At 63.4% G+C, this 21,614-nt stretch carries 22 protein-coding genes; 11 read left to right on the top strand and 11 right to left on the bottom strand.

Annotation, left to right across the window (positions count from 1 at the left end):
- The first annotated feature begins 3 nt into the window (after positions 1-3).
- The 3 genes from V1277_RS04295 (at position 4) to V1277_RS04285 (ending at position 3,803) form a co-directional block, all read left to right on the top strand.
- A complete protein-coding gene (locus V1277_RS04295) occupies positions 4-756 on the top strand; it encodes a 3-oxoacyl-ACP reductase family protein (protein WP_334415129.1) in 753 nt (250 codons plus the stop codon).
- 84 nt (positions 757-840) lie between these two features.
- Positions 841-2,949, top strand: a complete 2,109-nt coding sequence (locus V1277_RS04290; protein WP_334415128.1) for a molybdopterin oxidoreductase family protein — start codon at positions 841-843, stop codon at positions 2,947-2,949.
- A gap of 71 nt (positions 2,950-3,020) precedes the next feature.
- Positions 3,021-3,803 carry an enoyl-CoA hydratase/isomerase family protein gene (locus tag V1277_RS04285; protein WP_334415127.1) on the top strand — a complete coding sequence of 261 codons (783 nt, stop codon included), beginning with the start codon at positions 3,021-3,023 and terminating at the stop codon, positions 3,801-3,803.
- Here V1277_RS04285 and V1277_RS04280 read toward each other — a convergent pair whose 3' ends face one another.
- The 3 genes from V1277_RS04280 to V1277_RS04270 form a co-directional block, all read right to left on the bottom strand.
- Positions 3,804-4,232 carry a GlcG/HbpS family heme-binding protein gene (locus V1277_RS04280; protein ID WP_334415126.1) on the bottom strand — a complete coding sequence of 143 codons (429 nt, stop codon included), beginning with the start codon at positions 4,230-4,232 and terminating at the stop codon, positions 3,804-3,806. It abuts the gene before it with no gap.
- A gap of 28 nt (positions 4,233-4,260) precedes the next feature.
- Positions 4,261-7,203, bottom strand: coding sequence for an FAD-binding and (Fe-S)-binding domain-containing protein (locus tag V1277_RS04275; protein ID WP_334415125.1), 2,943 nt, complete (start codon positions 7,201-7,203; stop codon positions 4,261-4,263).
- A 98-nt stretch (positions 7,204-7,301) separates the two neighbouring features.
- The gene (locus V1277_RS04270) at positions 7,302-8,027 is read right to left on the bottom strand and encodes a GntR family transcriptional regulator (RefSeq protein WP_334420275.1); all 726 of its coding nucleotides are present in this window, start codon (positions 8,025-8,027) and stop codon (positions 7,302-7,304) included.
- A 119-nt stretch (positions 8,028-8,146) separates the two neighbouring features.
- Here V1277_RS04270 and V1277_RS04265 point away from each other — a divergent pair, with 119 nt between their 5' ends.
- The 3 genes from V1277_RS04265 to V1277_RS04255 all read left to right on the top strand — a co-directional run bounded on the left by V1277_RS04265 (position 8,147) and on the right by V1277_RS04255 (position 11,527).
- Positions 8,147-9,349 carry a pyridoxal-phosphate-dependent aminotransferase family protein gene (locus V1277_RS04265; RefSeq protein WP_334415124.1) on the top strand — a complete coding sequence of 401 codons (1,203 nt, stop codon included), beginning with the start codon at positions 8,147-8,149 and terminating at the stop codon, positions 9,347-9,349.
- A gap of 141 nt (positions 9,350-9,490) precedes the next feature.
- Complete coding sequence (locus V1277_RS04260; protein ID WP_334374100.1) at positions 9,491-10,693, top strand: pyridoxal-phosphate-dependent aminotransferase family protein; 1,203 nt, start codon at positions 9,491-9,493, stop codon at positions 10,691-10,693.
- Positions 10,694-10,729: 36 nt separating this feature from the next.
- A complete protein-coding gene (locus tag V1277_RS04255) occupies positions 10,730-11,527 on the top strand; it encodes an enoyl-CoA hydratase/isomerase family protein (RefSeq protein WP_057844561.1) in 798 nt (265 codons plus the stop codon).
- Positions 11,528-11,553: 26 nt separating this feature from the next.
- On the opposite strand, the gene V1277_RS04250 is transcribed toward V1277_RS04255, so the two are convergent.
- On the bottom strand, positions 11,554-11,883 hold the full coding sequence (locus V1277_RS04250; protein WP_334415123.1) for a hypothetical protein: 330 nt from the start codon (positions 11,881-11,883) through the stop codon (positions 11,554-11,556).
- Between the two features lie 47 nt (positions 11,884-11,930).
- Positions 11,931-12,302: a hypothetical protein gene (locus V1277_RS04245; RefSeq protein ID WP_334415122.1), complete on the bottom strand. Its 372-nt coding sequence runs from the start codon at positions 12,300-12,302 to the stop codon at positions 11,931-11,933.
- 284 nt (positions 12,303-12,586) lie between these two features.
- Here V1277_RS04245 and V1277_RS04240 point away from each other — a divergent pair, with 284 nt between their 5' ends.
- Positions 12,587-13,534, top strand: coding sequence for a Bug family tripartite tricarboxylate transporter substrate binding protein (locus V1277_RS04240; RefSeq protein WP_442894561.1), 948 nt, complete (start codon positions 12,587-12,589; stop codon positions 13,532-13,534).
- Positions 13,535-13,539: 5 nt separating this feature from the next.
- On the opposite strand, the gene V1277_RS04235 is transcribed toward V1277_RS04240, so the two are convergent.
- Positions 13,540-14,190, bottom strand: a complete 651-nt coding sequence (locus tag V1277_RS04235; protein WP_334415121.1) for a class II aldolase/adducin family protein — start codon at positions 14,188-14,190, stop codon at positions 13,540-13,542.
- Between the two features lie 91 nt (positions 14,191-14,281).
- Here V1277_RS04235 and V1277_RS04230 point away from each other — a divergent pair, with 91 nt between their 5' ends.
- From V1277_RS04230 to V1277_RS04215, 4 genes are read left to right on the top strand one after another with little or no spacing between them, the layout of a single operon-like run.
- Positions 14,282-15,157: an S-methyl-5'-thioadenosine phosphorylase gene (locus tag V1277_RS04230; protein WP_334415120.1), complete on the top strand. Its 876-nt coding sequence runs from the start codon at positions 14,282-14,284 to the stop codon at positions 15,155-15,157.
- Positions 15,154-16,257, top strand: coding sequence for an S-methyl-5-thioribose-1-phosphate isomerase (gene mtnA / locus V1277_RS04225; protein ID WP_334415119.1), 1,104 nt, complete (start codon positions 15,154-15,156; stop codon positions 16,255-16,257). Before V1277_RS04230 ends, mtnA begins: the two co-directional genes overlap by 4 nt.
- 60 nt (positions 16,258-16,317) lie before the next feature.
- Positions 16,318-16,860, top strand: coding sequence for a tripartite tricarboxylate transporter TctB family protein (locus V1277_RS04220; RefSeq protein ID WP_334415118.1), 543 nt, complete (start codon positions 16,318-16,320; stop codon positions 16,858-16,860).
- A 36-nt stretch (positions 16,861-16,896) separates the two neighbouring features.
- Positions 16,897-18,408 carry a tripartite tricarboxylate transporter permease gene (locus V1277_RS04215; RefSeq protein WP_334415117.1) on the top strand — a complete coding sequence of 504 codons (1,512 nt, stop codon included), beginning with the start codon at positions 16,897-16,899 and terminating at the stop codon, positions 18,406-18,408.
- Positions 18,409-18,514: 106 nt separating this feature from the next.
- Here V1277_RS04215 and V1277_RS04210 read toward each other — a convergent pair whose 3' ends face one another.
- The 5 genes from V1277_RS04210 to V1277_RS04190 form a co-directional block, all read right to left on the bottom strand.
- Entirely contained in the window at positions 18,515-18,697 is a 183-nt protein-coding gene (locus V1277_RS04210) for a hypothetical protein (RefSeq protein WP_334415116.1), read from the bottom strand.
- A 184-nt stretch (positions 18,698-18,881) separates the two neighbouring features.
- The gene (locus V1277_RS04205; protein ID WP_334415116.1) at positions 18,882-19,064 is read right to left on the bottom strand and encodes a hypothetical protein; all 183 of its coding nucleotides are present in this window, start codon (positions 19,062-19,064) and stop codon (positions 18,882-18,884) included.
- Positions 19,065-19,268: 204 nt separating this feature from the next.
- Positions 19,269-19,769, bottom strand: coding sequence for a hypothetical protein (locus V1277_RS04200; RefSeq protein WP_334415115.1), 501 nt, complete (start codon positions 19,767-19,769; stop codon positions 19,269-19,271).
- Positions 19,770-19,780: 11 nt separating this feature from the next.
- Positions 19,781-20,257 carry a type II 3-dehydroquinate dehydratase gene (locus tag V1277_RS04195; protein ID WP_334415114.1) on the bottom strand — a complete coding sequence of 159 codons (477 nt, stop codon included), beginning with the start codon at positions 20,255-20,257 and terminating at the stop codon, positions 19,781-19,783.
- A 61-nt stretch (positions 20,258-20,318) separates the two neighbouring features.
- Positions 20,319-21,599: a TRAP transporter large permease subunit gene (locus tag V1277_RS04190; RefSeq protein WP_334415113.1), complete on the bottom strand. Its 1,281-nt coding sequence runs from the start codon at positions 21,597-21,599 to the stop codon at positions 20,319-20,321.
- Positions 21,600-21,614: the final 15 nt, after the last annotated feature.

The raw sequence follows: 21,614 nt of genomic DNA, 5'->3' as shown, positions 1-21,614 counted from the left end.
CTCATGACCAAAGAACTCGCCGGCAAAGTCGCCATTGTCACCGGCGCAGGCCGCAATATTGGCCGCGCGATCGCGCTGACGCTGGCGAAAGGCGGCGCGTTCGTCGTGGTGAACGCGCGCAGCAACCGCGCCGAAGCGGAGGCAGTCGCCCAGGAGATCGAGGCCGCCGGCAGCAAGGCGGTGGTTCATATCGGCGACGTCGCTGATGCTAACGCGGTGCAGGCCATGGTCGATGTTGCCGTGAAGCAATTCGGCCGTATCGATATCCTCGTCAACAACGCCGCGTTGCGGCGCGAAAAGCCATTCGCCGAGATGGACTATGCAGCGTGGCGCGAAATCCTCGATGTGACCCTCGATGGCGCGTTCCACTGCGTGAAGGCCTGTCTGCCGGCGCTGCGGAAGTCCGGCGCGGGGACTATCGTCAATATCGGCGGCCTTAGCGCGCACACGGGGGCAAAAAATCGCGCGCATGTGGTGACGGCGAAGGCTGGCATCATCGGCTTGACCCGCGCGCTGGCGCACGACCTCGCTGACGACGGGATCACCGTGAACTGCGTGGTTCCCGGCCTGATCGGCACGCCCCGGCCGAAGGATAGACCGGAGCCGGCGCATCATTTGACGCATCAGACTATCACCGGCAATCGGGGGCTGCCGGAAGACGTCGCCGCAACCGTGCGTTTCCTGTGCGGGCCCGGCGCCCGCTACATCAACGGGCAGGCGATCCATACCAATGGCGGCGCCTATTTGGGCGCCTGATGCATGGCTAAAGACCGTTTTTGCAGACGTACTGCCAGGCAAAGCCTCTCGGCGGCCGCGGCGTTTGATGTTACCTAGAAACGCATGAACCAGCATGCCAAGGTCGATATCCGCCACTCCACCTGTCCGCACGATTGTCCGTCGGCCTGCGCGCTCGACATCGAGGTGATCGACGGGCGTTCGATCGGACGGGTCCGAGGCTCCAAGCTGCAGACCTATACGGCAGGCGTTGTCTGCGCCAAGGTGGCGCGCTACGCCGAGCGCATTCATCATCCCGAGCGGCTGCTGTATCCGATGCGCCGCACCGGAGCGAAAGGCTCCGGTCAGTTTGCGCGGATTTCCTGGGATGAGGCGCTGGACGAAATCGCGGCGCGGTTCGATCAGGCCGAGCGTGAATTCGGTGCTGAGTCGGTCTGGCCCTATTACTATGCCGGCACCATGGGGCTCGTTATGCGCGACGGCATCAATCGCCTGGCGCATGTAAAGAAATATTCGCGCTTCTACTCGACGATCTGCGCCAACATCGCGCGCGTCGGCTTCGCCATCGGCACCGGCAAGATCGCCGGCGTCGATCCGCGCGAGATGGGCGTCTCCGATCTCGTCGTGATCTGGGGCACCAATCCGGTGAACACCCAGGTCAACGTGATGACGCATGCCTCGCGCGCCCGCAAGGAGCGCGGCGCGAAAATCGCGGCGATCGACGTCTACAACAACGACACCATGAAGCAGGCCGACATCAAGATACTGCTCCGGCCCGGCACCGACGGCGCGTTCGCCTGCGGCGTCATGCACGTGCTGTTCCGCGAAGGGTACGCGGATCGCGCCTATATGGATCGATATACCGACTGCCCCGACGAACTCGAGATGCATCTGGCGACCCGCACTCCGGAATGGGCTTCGAAGATCTCGGGCGTGCCGGTCGAGGAGGTCGAGGCGTTCGCGCGCCTGGTCGGCCAGACCAAGCGTACGTTCTTCCGCCTCGGCTACGGCTTTACGCGCAGCCGCAACGGTGCAACGCAGATGCATGCGGCGCTGTGCATCCCAGCGGTGACCGGTGCCTGGCAGTATGAAGGCGGTGGCGCATTCTTCAACAATGCGGGGATCTGGAATTTCAACGAGTCGATCATCGAGGGCCACGACGCGATCGATCAGACGACCCGCTGGCTCGACCAATCAAAAATCGGGCGCATCCTGACCGGCGATGCCGACGCCTTGAAGGGCGGCGGTCCCGTCAAGGCAATGTTGATCCAGAACACCAATCCGGTGACGGTCGCCCCCGAACAGGCACTGGTGCGCCGGGGCTTTGCGCGCGAGGACCTGTTCGTCGCGGTGCATGAGCAGTTCATGACCGAGACGGCGGTCATGGCCGACATCGTGCTTCCAGCCACCATGTTCATGGAACATGACGATCTCTATTACGGCGGCGGCCACCAGCATATTTCGGTGGGCGCGAAGCTGATCGATCCGCCCGGCGAGTGCCGTTCCAACCATGAGGTGCTGCAAGGCCTCGGCCGTCGCCTCAATGCCATGCATCCCGGCTTTGAGATGACGCCCCGCGAACTGATCGATGCGACGCTGAAGAAGAGCGGTCACGGCGACATCGAAACGCTGGAAGCGGATCTGTGGCGCGATATCCAGCCGGATTTTCGAACCTCCCATTATCTCGACGGTTTTGCGCACCCGGACAAGAAGTTCCACTTCAAGGCCGATTGGGCGCACCCTCCGTCCGGTAAGCCTGGCCTAGGTCCGTGGGAGCAGATGCCGTCGCTGCCGGACCACTGGACGGTCATCGAGGAGGCGGATGAGGCGCATCCGTTCCGGCTCGCCACCAGTCCGTCGCGCAGCTTCCTCAATACCAGCTTCAACGAAACCCCGTCGTCGATCGCGCGCGAGGGCAGTCCGACCGTCATGATCCATCCCGAGGACGCGGCGTCACTCGGGATTGCCGACGGCGATGCCGTCGCGCTCGGCAACACGCGCGGCGAAACGACGTTGACGGCGCGGCTATTCGACGGTCTGCGCCGTGGCGTGCTGGTCGCGGAATCCATTCATCCCAACAAGGCCCATATCGGGGGCCGCGGCATCAACATGCTGACTGGTGCCGAAGCCGTCGCGCCCGTCGGTGGCGCGGCGTTTCATGACAACAAGGTCTGGGTGAAAAAGGCGACCTCAGCCAGTGGGCGCAAGAGTTAGATCGCTCTTGCAGTCCACCGTCATCCTGCCGCAAATGCTTCCCAGCATTTGACGAAAAGGCGAGCGGGACAATGACCGACCACAAAAGCGTAATCTGCGAAAAACGCGGGCAGGCGTTCTGGATCACCATCAACCGCCCGGACAAGCGCAACTCCATCAATGCCGATGTGGTCGCCGGCATCGCCCGCGGCTATCGCGACGCGCATGACGACAAGGACGTCCGCGTCATCGTGCTGACGGGAGCAGGCGACAAGGCGTTTTGCGCCGGCGCCGATCTGCAGAACAGCGGTGCTGCCTTCGCGATGGACTATTCGCGACCGAATGTCGACTACGCCGATCTGCTGCGGCTGTCGCAAAACGCCACCAAGCCCGCGATTGCGCGGGTGGGGGGCGTCTGCATGGCCGGCGGAATGGGCCTTTTGTGCATGACCGACATGGCGGTCGCTGCCGATCACGTCATCTTCGGTTTGCCCGAGGTGAAGGTGGGCGTGTTCCCGATGCAGGTGCTGAGCCTGCTGCAGTCGATCGCGCCGAGGCGGCTGGTCAGCGAGTGGTCGCTGACCGGTGAGCCGTTTGATGCGCACGCGGCACAGGCTGCCGGGCTCCTGAACTACGTGGTGCCGGCGGCCGAGCTTGACGCCAAGGTGGAGTGGCTGGTCAGCCGCATTGTCGACAAGTCGCCGACGGCGATCCGCCGCGGCAAATATGCGATGCGCGCCATCGCCTCGATGTCGTTCGACGAAAGCATCGCCTATACCGAAAGCCAGATCGCGCTGCTGGCGATGACGGAGGACGCCAAGGAAGGCCTCAAGGCGTTTAGCGAGAAGCGCAAGCCGTCGTGGCCGGGCCGGTAATCAGCCCACGCTGGCCTTCAGTCCTGCAGCCTCGATGCCGGCGACGGCGCAGATCTCGTCATTGTCGGAGGTGTCGCCGCTGACGCCGACGGCGCCAAGCAGGCCGCCGTCACCCTGGATCAGCACGCCGCCCGGCACCGGCACCAGGCGACCTTGTGCCAGCGCATTCACGGCTCCGACGAAGTAAGCCTGCTCCTGCGCGCGCTGGAACAACGCCCGCGATCCCATGCCCATCGCGAGCGCGCCATAGGCCTTGCCGTGCGCAATCTCGGCCCGCATCAGGCTGGTGCCGTCCTGCGCCGCCGTGACCTTCACGCAGCCGCGGGCGTCCAGAATGGTGATCACCAGCGGCTTCAGTTTCTTCTCGACGCCTTTGGCAAGCGCGGCATCGAGAATCTTGCGGGCGACGTCGAGACTGAGTTCAGCCATAGATAAATTCCTTTGCGATTAGGCAGGATTAACGGTTGGACAGCGCGCTGTCGAGGCTCATCGCAAGCACACGGGCGACGTGAAGCGGTGCACGGTTTGTGCCATCCTTGATCTGATGGCGGCATGAGGTGCCGTCGGCAACGATCAGCGTGGCGGTATCGGCGCGGCGCACCGCCGGTAGCAGCGACAGCTCAGCCATCTCCATCGAAGCCTGATAGGTGTCGGCGCCGTAGCCGAAGGCGCCAGCCATGCCGCAGCAACTGGACTCGATAGTTTCGACGCCGAGGTCGGGAATGAGACGCAGCACCTTCTCGACCGGCTTGAACGCGCCGAATGATTTTTGGTGGCAGTGGCCATGCACCAACGCTTTCGCCGGCATGGCGCCAAGCGGCAGCTTGAGGCGGCCGGCCTCCGCCTCGCGAACCAGAAACTCCTCGAACAGCAATGCGTGCGTGCTGATGCTCTTGGCGTCATCGTCCGAGCGTAGCGAGAGCAATTCGTCACGGAGCGTCAGCAGGCAGCTCGGCTCCAGCCCGACGATCGGCACGCCGCGTGCGGCGAATGGCGCATAGGTGGCGACCAGCCGGTTCAATTCGTTGCGCGCATGATCGACCAGACCCGCCGAAAGGAAGGTCCGCCCGCAGCACAGCGGCCGGGCGCGATCCGTCGGTCTCGGCAAGTGGACGCGGTATCCGGCTTCGATCAGAACGCGTAGCGCGGCGTCGAGATTCTCCCGCTCGTAAGCACGATTAAACGTGTCGGCGAACAGCACGAGCTCGCGGCCATCTGCCGGGCCGAAGACTTCGGCTTCCGGCCTGAATACGTCGCGACGGAATGCGGGCAGGGCGCGTTTCGCGCTGATGCCGGCAAACTTCTCGAACAGGGCACGCAACAGTGGACTGCTATTGCGCCAGTTGGTCAGCGGGGCAAAGCGGGAGGCGAGATCCGCATAACGCGGCAGATAGCCGACCAGCCGGTCGCGCAGGGAAAGGCCGTGTTTCTCCGTGCGTGCGGCCAGCACCTCGATCTTCATCTTGGCCATGTCGACGCCGGTCGGGCATTCATGACGGCACGCCTTGCAGGACACGCAGAGTTTCAGCGTCTCCATCATTTCATCTGAAGCCAGCGCGTCAGGACCCAACTGTCCCGAGATCGCCAGCCGCAGCGTATTGGCGCGGCCTCGCGTGACGTCCTTCTCGTTGCGGGTCGCGCGATAGGACGGGCACATCACGCCGCCTTCGAGCTTCCGGCAGGCGCCGTTGTTGTTGCACATCTCGACCGCGCCCTGAAAGCCGCCGCCGGCGCCGGGATAAGCCGACCAGTCGAGCACGGTCTTCAGCTCGGTGACGCGATAGTCCGGTCGATAACGGAACAGCGAACGGTCGTCCATCTTCGGCGGATCGACGATCTTGCCGGGATTGAGCAGATTGTCCGGATCGAAGCGCTGCTTGACCTCCCTGAAATCGGCAACGATCCGCGAGCCGAACATCGCTTCATGAAATTCGGAGCGAACCAGTCCGTCGCCATGCTCGCCGGAGTGCGAGCCCTTGTACTCGCGCACCATCTCGAATGTCTCTTCGGCGATGGCGCGCATCGCCTTGACGTCCTTTTCAAGCTTCAAATTGAGGACGGGCCGCACGTGCAGGCAACCTTCGGAGGCATGCGCATACATGGTGCCCCGCGTGCCATGCTTGGCGAAGATGGCGTTGAGCCGCTCGGTGTAGTCGGCGAGGTGCGGCAGTGGCACGGCGCAATCCTCGACGAAGGAGACCGGCTTGCCCTCCTGCTTCATCGACATCATCACGTTGAGGCCGGCGGCGCGGAAATCGGCGATGCCGGTCTGCAAGCCTGGCTCCGTGATCTCGACCACGCCGCCCCATTTGCGCTGCGGCTTGTCCCAGCCAAACCCGAGATCGGCCATCAGTTCGCCGAGTTGCTTCAGCCGTTGCAAATTCTCGGCCTGATCTTCCTCGGCGAATTCGACGACCAGCACCGCATCGGGATCGCCGCGCACGGCCGTGGCGATGATCGGCTGGAACATCGCGATCTCGCGGCCGAGCGCAATCATGGTGCGGTCGACCAATTCGACAGCGATCGGCCGTAGCTTCACGAGATGCTGGGCGGCGTCCATCGCTTCATAGAAGCTGCCGAAATGGCAGACGCCGAGCACCTTGTTGCGGATCACGGGCCACAGCTTGAGCTCGACCTGCGTTGTGAAGGCAAGCGTGCCCTCGGAGCCGACCAACAGGTGCGCCATGTTGTTGGGCGCATTGCGCGGCACCAGCGCATCGAGATTGTAGCCGCCGACGCGGCGCTGCACCTTTGGAAACCGCTCGGATATCTCGGTAGCCTCGCGCTCGCCAAGATCGAGCATGTCGCGGAACAGCGCAAGCCCGCTCCGGGGCGAATTCACCCGCGCGAGATCCCGCGGCACCTCGCCGAAATGCAAAAGCGTGCCGTCGGCCAGCGCCGCATCCATCGACAGCGTGTTGTCGCGCATGGTGCCGTAGCGCAGCGAGCGGCCGCCGCAGGAATTGTTGCCGGCCATGCCGCCGATGGTAGCGCGCGAGGCGGTGGAGACGTCGACCGGAAACCAGAGCCCGTGCTTCTTGAGCTGGCGGTTGAGATCGTCGAGCACGATGCCGGGCTCGACCACGCAAATGCGGTTTTCGACGTCGAGCGAAAGCACCCGGTTCAGGTGCTTGGAGAAATCGACGACGATTCCCTCGTTGACGGTCTGGCCGCATTGCGAAGTACCGCCGCCGCGCGGGGTGATGATCCGGCCCTCGTCCCAGCAAATAGCGAGCGCCTTGAGGGCTTCGTCCATGCTGCGGGGCACCACCACGCCCGCCGGCACGATCTGATAGAACGAGGCATCGGTGGCATAGCGACCGCGGTCGAAGGCGTTGAAAAGGACGTCGCCGGTCAGATCTGACCGCAGGCGTCGCTCGAGCGTTGAGGCGTTTTTCATCCCAAATCCAAGGCGATCCAAGAGGGCTGTTGTAACCCCTCTACGGGATTATGCACTTTTTCTAGGACGAATTGCATTATGAATTCATAATCGGCAAGCTAGCTGCCTGCGGCCGTCGTGGCATCCCGTGCCACGGCCAGATGTTCAATGGCTGCGGTTCGCTTGTTGCGCAAGTGCTGGAACAGGATGTCGCTCAGCTCGCTTGCTGCGCGGCGGCGCAGCGCATCCAGGATCGCCTCGTGCTCGCGCATGGCCTCGCCCCAGCGCTGCCGCTGGCGCGCGAAATTGGCGGAATAGCGGACGCGGCGGATCCGGCCGGCAAAACTGGCGTAGGCCGCGCGCAGGGTCTCGTTGCGTGCGGCAGCAACGATGCTCTCGTGGATGCGCTGGTTGACCTGAAAATAGCCGTGCATGTCGCTATTGAGGTAATGGCCGTACATCTCATAGTGCAGCCGCTCGATCGCGGCGATTTCCTCGTCCGTGATGGCCTCGCAGGCAAGGCGTCCGGCGAGGCTTTCCAGGCCGGCCATCACGTCGAAAAGCTCCTCCAGATCCCGCTCACTAAGCTGGCGCGCGCGTGCGCCGCGGTTGGGCAGGAGTTCGATCAAGCCCTCCGCAGCCAGGACCTTGAGCGCCTCGCGTAGCGGTGTCCTGGAGATTCCAAGCATCTCGCAGAGCTGCCGTTCCGGAACACGTGCACCCTCTGGAATGTTGCCTTCGACGACGTAATCGCGAAGCCGCAGCAGGATTTCGCCGTGAAGCGAGGCCTCTTGGCGGTCGGACTGGACGATCGGCACCCCGGCTTCGGGAATCGTGGATTTCATTTGCATAACAGTAGTTTGCGGAATCTGCGGCGTCGACGATCTAAATTGAATACCAAAAATAGGTTGAAAAGACAAAAAATGAATGCAAAATAATGCTCGACGCTCTTTGGGAGGTTGCCATGCGGCAAGGACGGCATTTTCTGCAGATTCCAGGACCAAGCCCGGTCCCAGACCGCGTTCTCCGCGCCATGGACATGCCCGTGATCGATCACCGCAGCGCCCAGTTCGCCGAACTCGGGCGGGCCGTGCTCGGCGGCAGCCAGAAGATTTTCCAGACCTCGGGACCGGTGGTGATCTTCCCGTCGTCGGGGACAGGGGCCTGGGAAGCCGCCATCGTCAACACGCTGTCGCCCGGCGACAAGGTTCTGATGGTGGAGACCGGCCATTTTGCGACCCTGTGGCGCCAGATGGCGGGACGTTGGGGAATTGACGTCGACTTCTTGCCCGGCGACTGGCGCCGTGGCGCAGACCCGGCGGTCATCGAGGAAAGGCTGGCGCGCGACACATCCCATGCGCTCAAGGCGGTGATGGTCGTTCACAACGAAACGTCGACCGGTGCGACCAGCCGGATCGGTGAAATCCGCGCCGCGATGGACCGGGTCGGTCATCCGGCCTTGCTGATGGTCGACACCATCTCCTCGCTGGGATCGGTCGAGTACCGGCACGACGAATGGAAGGTCGACGTCAGCGTCAGCTGCTCGCAGAAAGGGTTCATGTTGCCGCCCGGCTTGGGCTTCAACGCGATCTCGGACAAGGCCCGCGCTGCAGCCAAGATCAACAAAATGCCGCGGTCGTATTGGGATTGGGAGGAAATGCTGAAGCCGAATGCGAATGGCTTCTTTCCCTATACCCCGGCGACCAACCTGCTCTACGGCCTGCGCGAGGCCATTGCGATGTTGCTTGAGGAGGGGCTCGACAAGGTCTTCGCGCGCCATCAGCGGCTCGCCGCTGCTACGCGTGCCGCCGTCAATCACTGGGGACTGGAGGTGCTTTGCCAGGAGCCAAAGGATTTTTCCCCGGTGCTTACCGCCGTGCTGATGCCGCCGGGGCATGACGCGGACCAGTTCCGCAAGGTGGTGCTCGACAACTTCAACATGTCGCTCGGCTCCGGACTGTCGAAGGTGGCTGGCAAGGTGTTCCGCATCGGGCACCTCGGCGAATGCAACGAACTGACCTTGCTCGCTGCGCTGACGGGCGTGGAGATGGGATTGTCGGTCGCCGGCATTCCGTACCGGGCCGGCGGTGTCGATGCCGCGATGAAGTATCTGGAGCAGCGTCCCCAAGGCAATTCCCCGGCGCATCTCAAGGTCGTTGGCAGCTAGCCGGCAGCTCGCGCCTGCCGGCGACGCCGCTCCAGCCCTGCTCCTTGCGCATTGACGTGCTGCGTCCGGCGGGCGACAAGCCCGCCAAATGGTGATATTCGAGCGGCTCGAAACGCCAAGGCAATACCGGGAAGGACGCCCATGACGACCGTGCATACTGGAAGGCATTTTCTGCAGATTCCGGGACCGACCAATGTGCCGGACCGGGTGCTGCGCGCCATGGACATGCCGACCATGGACCACCGGGGTCCCGAGTTCGCCGAGGTTGGTTATGCCGTGCTGGCCGCCATGCAGCGGGTATTTCGCACCAAGCAGCCGGTAATCATCTATCCGTCGTCCGGCACGGGCGCATGGGAGGCGGCACTCGTCAATACGCTGCAGCCGGGCGACAAGGTGCTGATGGCGGAGACCGGGCAGTTTGCCGTGCTGTGGCGCGGCATCGCCGACAAGTTCAAGCTCGAAGTGGATTTCATTCCCGGTGACTGGCGTCATGGCGCCGACCTCGAGCAGATCGAGGCGCGGCTGTCGGCCGACAAGGCGCACAAGATCAAGGCCGTGTGCGTGGTTCACAACGAGACCTCGACCGGCTGCGTCAGCCATCCGCAGGATGTCCGCAAGGTTCTCGACCGCGTCAACCATCCCGCGCTGCTGATGGTCGACACCATCTCTGGCCTGGGATCGCTGGAATATGAGCACGATGCCTGGGGCATCGACGTGTCGGTCGCCGGGTCGCAAAAGGGCCTGATGCTGCCGCCGGGTCTCGGCTTCAACGCCATCTCGGAAAAGGCGCTCGCGGTGGCGAAGGCCAATCCCGCGATGCGCTCCTATTGGGACTGGCAGGAAGTCATCGCGATCAACAAGGCGGGCACCTGGCCCTACACGCCGGCAACGAACCTGCTGTTCGGGCTGCGCGAAGCGGTGAAGATGCTCGAGGAGGAGGGCCTCGAGAACGTCTTCGCCCGCCATAAGCGCCACAGCGCCGCGACGCGCGCGGCGATCAAGGTGTGGGGCCTGGAAACGCAATGTCAGGAGCAGGGCGCGCATTCGCCCGCGCTGACCGGCGTCGTCATGCCGGAAGGTCATGACGCCGACAATTTCCGTAAGGTCGTGCTGGAAAACTTCGACATGTCGCTCGGCACCGGCCTGAACAAGATCAAGGGTAAGGTGTTCCGGATCGGCCATATCGGGCACTTCAACGACCTGATGCTGATGGGCACGCTGTCGGGTGTCGAGATGGGTCTCGATCTCGCCAAGGTACCGCATCGCGGCGGCGGCGTGCTGGCGGCGATGGAAGTGCTCAAGGGACGCGATGTCGTGGCGATGCCGAAGGCCGCCGTTGCCTGAGCCTGTTTGACCGAAACAAAAATAGAGAGAGCTGCGATGAACGCTCCGGTAGCTTCGACCGAAGACCTGATCTATTCCGTCGAGGACGGCATCGCCCGACTGACGTTCAACCGTCCGCAGGCGCGCAATGCCCTGACCTTTGCCATGTACGAGCAGATGGCGGCGATCTGCGAGACCATCAACAATGATCGCTCGATCAAGGCGATGATCTTGACCGGCGCCGGCGACAAGGCGTTCGCATCGGGCACCGACATTTCGCAGTTCCGCGCCTTCAAGACCGCACAGGACGCGCTCGACTATGAGGCGCGGATCGACCGCGTGCTCGGTGCGCTGGAGGCCTGCCGGGTGCCGACGATCGCGGCGATTGCCGGCGCCTGCACTGGCGGCGGGGCTGGGATTGCGGCGTGCTGCGATATCCGCATTGGTACCGAAACAACGCGGATGGGTTTTCCGATCGCGCGTACGCTCGGCAATTGCCTGTCGATGTCCAATATCTCCAGGCTCGTTTCGCTGGTCGGCCCCGCGCGGACCAAGGACTTGATCTTCAAGGCGCGGCTGGTCGAGGCGCCGGAAGCGCTGGCGCTCGGGCTGCTCAATGAGGTCGTGCCCGATGTCGCAACGTTGCAGCGCCGCGCCGACGAGACTGCGAAACTCGTTGCGAGCCATGCGCCGATCACGCTCGAAGTCACCAAGGAAGCGGTGCGTCGCATCCGGCGGACATTGACGCGTGACGAGGGCGAGGACCTGATCCTGCGCGCCTATATGAGCGAGGATTTTCGCGAGGGAATGGACGCGTTCCTCAACAAGCGCTCGCCGAACTGGAAGGGCAAATAGGGTACTCAAGCGTTCAGAACCGCCCACTATGGTTTGGCGGCCTTTTTTGCCAATTCCATACCGAGGTCGAGCGCCGCGATACCTATTCTGTCGGAGGGCGTGGTGAGGCAACGTTGATCCATCCATGCGATGATCGCGTCGAAATCGCCGCCACCCACCATGTCTCGCTCGCCGCTGATGTTCAGGCCGCTGATAAATCCAACCAGCCAGGATTCAAAGCTTCCTTTGACGACCGCATTCTTCTTGCGGTTGGTCCAGGCCGTGCAGCTTTGAGAGCCCGCGCCAATTATTGAGGAACCGGCGTCCGCGGCGGTGGCAAGACAAGCCAGGAGAAAACCAATCGCGAACGCTTTCATGTTTTTCCGCCGACCATTATTCGTCGGATCGTAGCGCAACAGGGCGGCTACTTCTTGAGACAAAGACCAACGGCCGGACCGGTGCCGCATTTGGCGCCATCGGGGGTACCGCCGGACGGACAGAACACCGACACCAGATTTTCATTTGCGTCGCAGCCGACCTCGCCGCTGGCCTGGACCGACCTGATGGAAGTGCCAGCCGGTCCGGGATCGCCCTTCGGACCGGGCACACCCTGCGGTCCCTGTGGCCCTTGGGGACCCTGTTGCCCTTGAGGGCCGGGCACGCCTTGCAAGCCCTGTACGCCCTGCGGCCCGGCCGGTCCTTGTGGGCCGCTATCTCCTTTCGGTCCTGGATCCCGTCCGCACCCCGCGAGGGTCAGCGCCGCACCCATGAGGGCGGTCATCAAAATCCGTCTCATTCAGCCTCTCCTCCTGATGTTTCTTGTAGCGTGCATTAAACGGGCTCACTCGCCGCCGCACAACGGAAAAGCGGCGAGACTGAATTCGGCTGTTCGTAGCAGCAGGCCCTCCTGCTGGAAGGATTTGCACCTGATGCGAAAGTCATGATGCGAAAGTCATGGGCGGCACATTGCGGTGCAGCTTGAACTCTGATCGGTTCGCTCGCAAGATGTGGCAACCATGCAAATACATAGGGAAGAAGCACGTGGGACAGATCCTCAAAGCCGCGGCCGCCTTGACGGCTATGATCGCAACCACCCCTGCGTTTGCCGCTTGGGAGCCGACCAAGCCGGTGGAAATCGTGGTCGCAGCCGGCGCCGGCGGTGCCTCCGACCAGATGGCGCGGATGATGCAGGCAGCGATCCAAAAGAACAACCTGATGAAGCAGCCGATGGTTGTGTCGCTCAAGGGCGGGGCGTCCGGCGCCGAGGCGCTGATGTACATGAAATCCAGCGACGGCGATCCCAACAAGGTGCTGGTCGCCTATTCGCTGATCTACATGCTGCCGCTGTCGGCCAAGATCCCGTTCAACTGGCGTGACCTGACGCCGGTGTCGGTGGTCGCGCTCGACCAGTTCGTGCTGTGGGACAATGCCGACGGCCCCAAGACGGTGAAGGATTTTATCGCGGCCGCCAAGGCGGCGAGCTCGCCGTTCAAGATGGGCGGCACCGGCTCCAAGCGCGAGGACCATGTGTTGACGGTTTTCATGGAGCAGAAGACCGGCGCGAAGTTCTCCTATCTGCCCTACAAGTCCGGCGGCGAGGCGGCGACGCAGCTTGTCGGCAAGCACACCGAAGCCAATGTCAATAACCCGTCTGAAAACCTCGAAGTCTGGCGCGCCGGCCAGGTCCGTGCGCTGTGCGTGTTCGACAAGGAGCGCATTTCCTACAAAACCAAGGTCACGGAGACGCAATCCTGGAACGATGTCCCGACCTGCAAGGAGGAAGGGCTCGACGTGCAGTACCTGATGCTGCGCGCGATGTTCCTGCCCGGCAAGGTGACGCCGGAGCAGCAGGCGTTCTATGTCGATCTGTTCCAGAAGGTGACGCAGACGCCGGAATACAAGGACTATATGGAGAAGCAGGCGCTCAAGCCGATCTTCCTGACCGGCAAGGACATGCTGAAATTCCTCGAAGAGGACGACAAGCTGAATGCCTCGCTGATGAAGGAAGCGGGCTTCGTCGCGAAGTAACGCGCTTACTCCTCCGCGTGGCCGTATCCGGCCATGCGGAGGCGGACTTTTTCGATTTCCGCACTTGACAGCAATGGCGGCGTGCCGATTTGCAGGCAGCCGTGATATTGCCGCGCCAGCGTCTCGACCTCGACCGCAAGCCACATCGCCTTTGCCAGTGACGGCCCGACCGCGATCATGCCGTGATGTTCGAGCAGGCAGGCCAGCCGTCCCTCCAGCGCGCGGACGGCGTGTTCGGAGAGCTCCTGGGTGCCGAAGGTCGCATACGGCGCGCAGCGGATGGTGTCGCCACCGGCGACGGCCACCATGTAGTGCACCGGCGGAATCTCCATGCCCATGATCGCCAGCATGGTCGAGTAGGGCGGATGGGTGTGGACGATCGCCTGCACCTCCGGGCGGGCCTTGAGGATGTCGCGGTGAAACCGCCACTCGCTCGATGGCCGCTGGGCGGGGTCGTGGTTGCCGTCGAGGTGCATGTAGACGATCTGCTCGGGCTTCATCGCCTCGTAGGGCGTGCTGGTCGGGGTGATCAGCATGCCATCGCCATGGCGCAGGCTGATATTGCCCGACGTGCCCTGATTGATGCCGAGCGCATTCATGCGCAGGCAGGCATCGATAATCGACTGGCGTTTTTCCCGGTCTTTCGTGGTCGGCATTTCGAACCCTCTTGCAGCCCGCGGACAATGCTTGAATATTGCGTCGCAGTATAGTCGAACATCTTGCGTGTAATCGTAAGTGGGAGAAGTCATGACGCGTGCCGTGCTTGGCATCATCGGCGGATCCGGTATCTACGACCTGCCGGGGCTGGAGGATGTCCGCGAGGAAACCATCGAGAGCCCCTGGGGCGAGCCGTCCGCACCGCTGATGCGCGGCATCATCGCCGGGCTGCCGGTCGCGTTCCTGCCGCGCCATGGCAAGGGACATGTGCTCTCGCCCTCCGACATCAACTACCGCGCCAATATCGACGTGCTGAAACGGGCAGGGGTTACCGACCTGGTTTCGCTGTCGGCCTGCGGCTCCTTCAAGGAGGAACTGCCACCCGGTACGTTTGTGCTGGTCGATCAGTTCGTCGACCGCACCTACCGTCGTGAGAGCTCATTCTTCGGCAAGGGTTGCGTCGCCCACGTCTCGATGGCCCATCCGGTTTCGCCGCGGCTGCACGTGCATCTGGCGGCAGCGGCCGAGGCTGAGGGGATCGCGGCGGTGCGGGGCGGCGCCTATGTCTGCATGGAGGGGCCGCAGTTCTCCAGCCTCGCGGAGAGCCAGACCTACAAGGCGCAGGGTCATTCGGTGATTGGCATGACCAACATGCCCGAGGCAAAACTCGCCCGCGAGGCCGAGATCTGTTACGCCAGCGTGGCGATGGTCACCGATTACGATTGCTGGCATCCTCATCATGAGGCCGTCACCGTGCAGGATATCATTCGCGTGCTGAACTCGAATGCCGGCAAGGCCAAGGCGCTGGTCGCGCGTCTCGCCCGGGATTTCCCGCGTGAGCATGAGCCGTGCCCGATCGGCTCGGACAAGGCGCTGGACACCGCCCTGATCACGGCGCCGGAAGCGCGCGATGCAAAATTGCTCGCCAAACTCGATGCGGTGGCGGGGAGGGTGTTGAACTCATGAAGGTCGATGGCCGGCATTTTCGCAGCATCTGGCTCGAGGACGACGGCTGCACGGTCGGCGCGATCGACCAGCGGCGATTGCCGCATGAATTCGTGGTGGCGCGTATCGCGAGCGCCGCGGATGCGACCGAGGCTATCCGCTCGATGCTGGTGCGCGGCGCGCCGCTGATCGGCGCGACTGCGGCTTACGGCATGGCAATCGCCATGCGCACGGACGCTTCCGATGCGGCGCTCGATCGCGCCTATGCCATGCTGTTGGCGGCACGGCCGACGGCGATCAACCTGAAATGGGCGCTCGACGAGATGACGCGCTTGCTTCGGCCGCTGACGGCGTCGGAACGCGTCGCGGCAGCCTACCAGCGCGCCGGCGAAATCGCCGATGAGGACGTCGCGATCAACCAGGGGATCGGCCGGCATGGTCTGGCGTTGATCGAACAGATCGCGGCAACGAAGCAGCCGGGCGAGCCGATCAATATCCTGACCCATTGCAATGCCGGCTGGCTCGCGACGGTGGACTGGGGCACGGCCACGGCGCCGATCTACCTTGCCCATGATAGCGGCCTGAAGATCCATGTCTGGGTCGACGAGACCCGGCCGCGCAACCAGGGCGCTTCCCTGACTGCCTGGGAACTCGGGCACCACGGCGTGCCGCACACGGTGATCGCCGACAACACCGGCGGCCATCTGATGCAGCATCACATGGTCGATCTCGCGATCGTCGGCACCGACCGGGTGACGGCCAGTGGCGATGTCTGCAACAAGATCGGCACCTATCTGAAGGCGCTCGCCGCCCACGACAACGGCGTGCCGTTCTATGTTGCACTGCCGTCGCCCACCATCGATTTCAGCATCGACGACGGCATCCGGCAGATTCCGATCGAGCAGCGCAGCATGGAGGAGGTGGCGACCATGACCGGCCGCACCGCCGATGGGCGCGTCGAGACCGTGCGCGTTGTTCCCGACGGCTCGCCGGTTGCCAATTACGCCTTCGACGTCACGCCGGCGCGGCTGGTGACGGGCTTGATCACCGAGCGCGGCCTGCTGCGGCCCGATCGTGCTGCACTTGCGAGCGCATTCCCGGAGCGCAGCGCCGGACATTGACGCCGGCGACGTCGGCACGTATCCCCGTTTAGGACTGTCGTACCGGGGGTCACCGTCTCCATGTCCAACACCGACATCGAAATCGTCGTCGAGGATCCGACCGCGCCGGAAGCGGACTCGCCTCAGATGGCGAGCGTTCGGGTGGTCGACGTGGTCGTCTGCCTTCTGCTTCTCGTGCTTGCGCTGACGCTCGGTTTTGACAACTGGCGCACAGGGGCGGGCTGGGAATCCACCGGTCCGCAGCCCGGCTATTTTCCGTTCTATCTGTCGATTATCCTCGGTAGTGCCAGCCTCTACGGCCTGGTTGCGGCGTTCCTGTCGCGCCGGGAAGCCTCGGAATCCTTCGTGACGCAAGCGCAGCTTCGCCGCGTGATGGCGGTGTTCGTGCCGACGGTTCTGTTCTGCCTCGCCACCCAATTCCTCGGGCTCTATGTCGCAAGCTTCCTTTTGATCTCCTGCTTCATGCGTCTGGTCGGCAAGATCGCATTGTGGAAGTCGCTGCTCACCGCCTTCGTGTTCACCGCTGCGATGTTCGTGACCTTCGACGTCGCCTTCGATGTCATCATGCCAAAGGGCCCGCTCGAAGCGGCGCTCGGCCGCTAACCGGTCGGTGGGACACACGCCATGGAAGCCCCGTAAATGGAAGCTTTGGGCCTCTTGATGCACGGCTTCGCCGTGCTGTTGACCTGGAAGACGCTGCTCCTGATGATGACCGGGCTGGTGCTCGGCATTTTCGTCGGCGTGCTGCCCGGCCTCGGCGGCCCGAACGGGGTTGCGATCCTGCTGCCGCTGACGTTCACGATGGACCCGACCTCGGCGATCGTGATGCTGTCCTGCATCTACTGGGGTGCGCTGTTCGGCGGCGCCATCACCTCGATCCTGTTCAATATCCCCGGTGAGGCCTGGTCGGTCGCGACCACCTTCGACGGCTACCCGATGGCGCAGCAGGGCAGGGCGGCGGAAGCGCTGACCGCGGCCTTCACTTCGTCGTTCATCGGCTCGCTGGTCGCGGTCATGCTGATCACCTTCCTGGCGCCGATGATCTCGTCGTTCGCACTGAGGTTCGGACCACCCGAATTCTTCGCGGTATATCTGCTCACCTTCTGCTCCTTTGTCGGGCTCGGCCGTGAGGCCAAGCACAAGACCGTCATTTCGATGTCGCTCGGTCTCTTGCTCGCGGGCATCGGCATGGACACCGTGTCCGGCCAGTTGCGCATGACCTTTGATTCGGCGGAGCTGCTGCGCGGCGTCAACTTCCTGGTCGCGGTGATCGGCCTGTTCGGCATCAGCGAGATCCTGCTCACGATGGAGGAGCGGCTCGCGCTGCGCGGCCACGCCGCCGGCATCTCCCTGCGCGTGGTGCTGTCGGTGTGGAAGGACCTGCCGAAATACTGGGTGACGCTGTTCCGCTCGTCCTTCATCGGCTGCTGGCTCGGCATTACGCCGGGCGGCGCGATTGCCGCGTCCTTCATGGGTTACAACCTCGCCAAGCGCTTCTCCAAGGACCGGGACAGCTTTGGCAAGGGCCGCATCGAGGGCGTGTTCGCGCCGGAGACCGCAGCGCACGCCTCCGGCACCGCGGCGCTGCTGCCGATGCTCGCGCTCGGCATCCCCGGTTCGGGCACCGCGGCGATCCTGCTCGGCGGCTTGATGGTGTGGGGGCTTAATCCCGGGCCGCTGCTGTTTGTCGAGCACAAGGATTTCGTCTGGGGCCTGATCGCATCGATGTATCTCGGCAACGTCGTCGGCCTCGTGCTGGTGCTGACGACGGTGCCGATCTTCGCATCCGTCCTGCGCGTGCCGTTCGCCGCCGTCGCGCCGATGATCGTGGTGTCCTGCGCGATCGGCGCCTATGCGATCCAGAACGCGATGTTCGACATCTGGCTGATGCTGGGCTTCGGCGTCGTCGGCTACGTCTTCAAGAAGATCGGCATCCCGCTCGCGCCGTTCACGCTGGCGCTGGTGCTCGGCAACCGCGCCGAGGATGCGTTCCGCCTGTCGATGATCGGCGCCGGCGGCGATTTGAAGGTGTTCTGGTCGAACGGCCTGGTCGGCTCGATCACGACACTGGCGATCGTGTTGCTGTTCTGGCCCGTCATCGACAAGGCGTTCGGCAGCGTCACGCGCATGTTGCGGCCGGCGAAGGCGTAGCTGCGCTGGTCTAGATCTTGTGTTTTTGGATGGAGCGGGCCCCATTTCTACTTTGCATGGGGTTGTTTTCGCAGTTTTGCTGACCGTCGAATGTACGGCACCTCTCTTAGCCCGGTAGCAGCTGCTTCGGCAGGCTGAAGGCGAGCTGGTAGAGCGGCAGGTCGTCGATGGCCGCGTGATCGTCTGCAGGCAATGTCTTGCGCAGATGATGGAGCGCGTCGCGGACGGCGGTCTCGTCCAGCCCCTCGATCAGCAGCAAAGCGGCGAAGGAGCCGTCGTTGCTTCGCATGCCTTTCTCACGGGTCTTGATGGCGTCGACAAGGCGTTCGGCAGCGTCACGCGCATGTTGCGGCCGGCGAAGGCGTAGCTGCGCTGGTCTAGATCTTGTGTTTTTGGATGGAGCGGGCCCCATTTCTACTTTGCATGGGGTTGTTTTCGCAGTTTTGCTGACCGTCGAATGTACGGCACCTCTCTTAGCCCGGTAGCAGCTGCTTCGGCAGGCTGAAGGCGAGCTGGTAGAGCGGCAGGTCGTCGATGGCCGCGTGATCGTCTGCAGGCAATGTCTTGCGCAGATGATGGAGCGCGTCGCGGACGGCGGTCTCGTCCAGCCCCTCGATCAGCAGCAAAGCGGCGAAGGAGCCGTCGTTGCTTCGCATGCCTTTCTCACGGGTCTTGATTTCTAGCGGAAGCGATACACTCACACTGAAGAATACCAAGCTGAGTTCGCTGAGTAGTCAGGACTTTCACTTCGCCTGAGCAAGGTTTGTAAAAGGAGTTGGTATAAATCTGCAATCTTTTGATGCTCACGGGGCTCATTCTTCATGCTCCAGGTCGCCCCTCAATGGGTGAGACGGGCAGAGTTATGCGACTGATTTGCCTCTTGCGTTAAACGAAATATTTTTGATCGAGGTTTGCGCCATGTCGGTGCGCAGTACCCGCGCGGCGATGATGCGGTCGAGGTGGGTGAGCTCCGCGACAAGCGCGGCGGCATCCCAGGATGGCGCGGTGTCGAGGCGCAGGGGCGCGACGATGCCGCCCTGGCCAGTGCCGGCAGACGCCGCGACACGTCCGCCGCCGCGCGCGAAATTGCCGAGCCGGGGCATGATGCGTTGCGACCATGGCGTCGGCGCGTTCAGCCGCGCCAGATAGTCCGGCCCGCCGACGACGCGCTCGTCCTCGAGTTCGTAGAGGATGAAGTAGCGGTTCACCGATGCGCCCAGCGCGCGAAAGATGCGGCAGGCCAGGAAGCCGTTGATGCCGACGCGCTCGGCGGCATGTTCGCGCGTGATCCAGTGCGCCCAGTCGGTTTCGTCCTGCGGTGCAAGATCGCTCCAGATCGCGAGATAGCCGGATCCCTGCATGTCGGGCCTCCTTACTTTGGTCCGATGCGCATGGCGGCCGGAAGGGCCGCGGGCAGTTGGCCGGCCCCCTGCAGTGCGGCCTGCATCGCGACGATGTAGCCATAGGGGCCGAGGCCCGCGATCACGCCTTTCACGGCTGCCGAAAGCTTGGAGTGGCGGTGCAGCTCGTCGCGGGCATGAATGTTGGAGATGTGCACCTCGTAGATCGGCCCCTCGAAGATCTTCATGGCGTCGAACATCGCAATCGAGGTGAAGGAGTAGGCGGCGGGATTGATGATGAGGGCGTCGGCCGAGGTCCGCGCGGACTGGATCAGGTCGACCAGCTCGCCCTCGTGGTTCGACTGGTGAAACGCCAGTTGCGTGCCGGTGAAGGCGGCGAACTCCTCGCACGAGGCCTTGATGGCATCGAGCGTGGTCGAGCCGTAGATATGCGGCTCGCGGATGCCGAGCATGTTCAGGTTCGGGCCATTGAGGATCATGATGCGCATGGAATGCCTTTCACGGGATAATGACGGGGCAGTGTAGCCGGTAGCCGATCGCGGCAACATGTCAGCCGGTGAACCATTTCGCCGGCACGGTGACAATTGATGGAAACAGCACCATCAGGAATAGCACGATCAGTTGGGCGATCATGAAGGGCCAGACGCCCTTGATAATGTCCTCCATGCTGATGCGCGACACGCCGCAGACGACGTTGAGGACGACGCCGACGGGTGGGGTGATCAGGCCGATTGCGTTGTTGATGATGAAGAGCACGCCGAAATAGACGGGGTCGATGCCAGCCTGCTTGACAATCGGCATCAGTATCGGGGTGAGGATCAGAATGGTCGGCGCCATGTCCAGCGCCATGCCGACAATCACCACCAGCAGCATGATCGCCAGCATCAGCAGCGTCTGGTTATCCATGAAGGGACGGACGAGGTCGACGATTTGGGTGGCGATTTCCGAAACGGTGATGAGCCAGGACGACACCAGCGCTGCCGCGACCAGGAACATGACGACGCTGGTGCTGAGAGCAGCCGAGACGAAGACTTCGTAGAGTTGGCCGATCTTGAGCTCGCGGTAGATGCAGGTCGCGACAAACAGCGCGTAGACGGCAACGACGACGGCGGCTTCGGTCGGCGTGAATACGCCGAACCGCAGGCCCACGATGATGATCGCGGGCAGCATCAGGGCCCAGAAGCCGTCGACAAAGGCCCAGACGATCTCGCGGAGCGACTTGCGCGGCGGGCTTTCGATATTTTCTTCGCGCGCGACCCACCACCAGGCGATGCACAATCCGACACCGAGCATGAGGCCGGGGAAGATGCCGGCGAGGAACAGTTTCGATATCGAGACGCCGCCGGCCACGCCGAACAGCACGAAGCCGATGCTCGGCGGGATCACGGGCGCAATGATGCCACCGGCGGCGACGAGGCCCGCCGCATACATCTTGCGGTGACCGGCCGCGACCATCATGGGGACGAGCAGCGCCGCCAGCGCCGCGGCGTCCGCCGCAGCAGAACCCGACAGCGACGCCAGCACGCAGGAGGCGAGGATGGCGACGTAGCCGAGGCCGCCTTTGACGTGCCCGACCAGCGCGAGCGCGACATTGACGATCCGCCTGGCGAGGCCGCCGCGGTTCATGACCTCGCCAGCGAGCATGAAGAACGGCACGGCCATCAAGGGAAAGCTGTCGGCGCCGTTGATGATGTTCTGGGCGACGATCTGCGAGTCGAAAATGTCGAGCGAATGCATCAGCGCGACGCCGCAGACGATCAGCGCGAAGGCGATCGGCATGCCCAGCGCCATCGCGCCGAGCAAGGAGAAGGTGAAGACCGCAAGCGTCATGCCCGGCTCCGCGCC

It is taken from the genome of Bradyrhizobium sp. AZCC 1588 (assembly GCF_036924735.1).
Taxonomy (GTDB): domain Bacteria; phylum Pseudomonadota; class Alphaproteobacteria; order Rhizobiales; family Xanthobacteraceae; genus Bradyrhizobium.
This window is presented reverse-complemented; position numbering and strand designations above follow the sequence as displayed.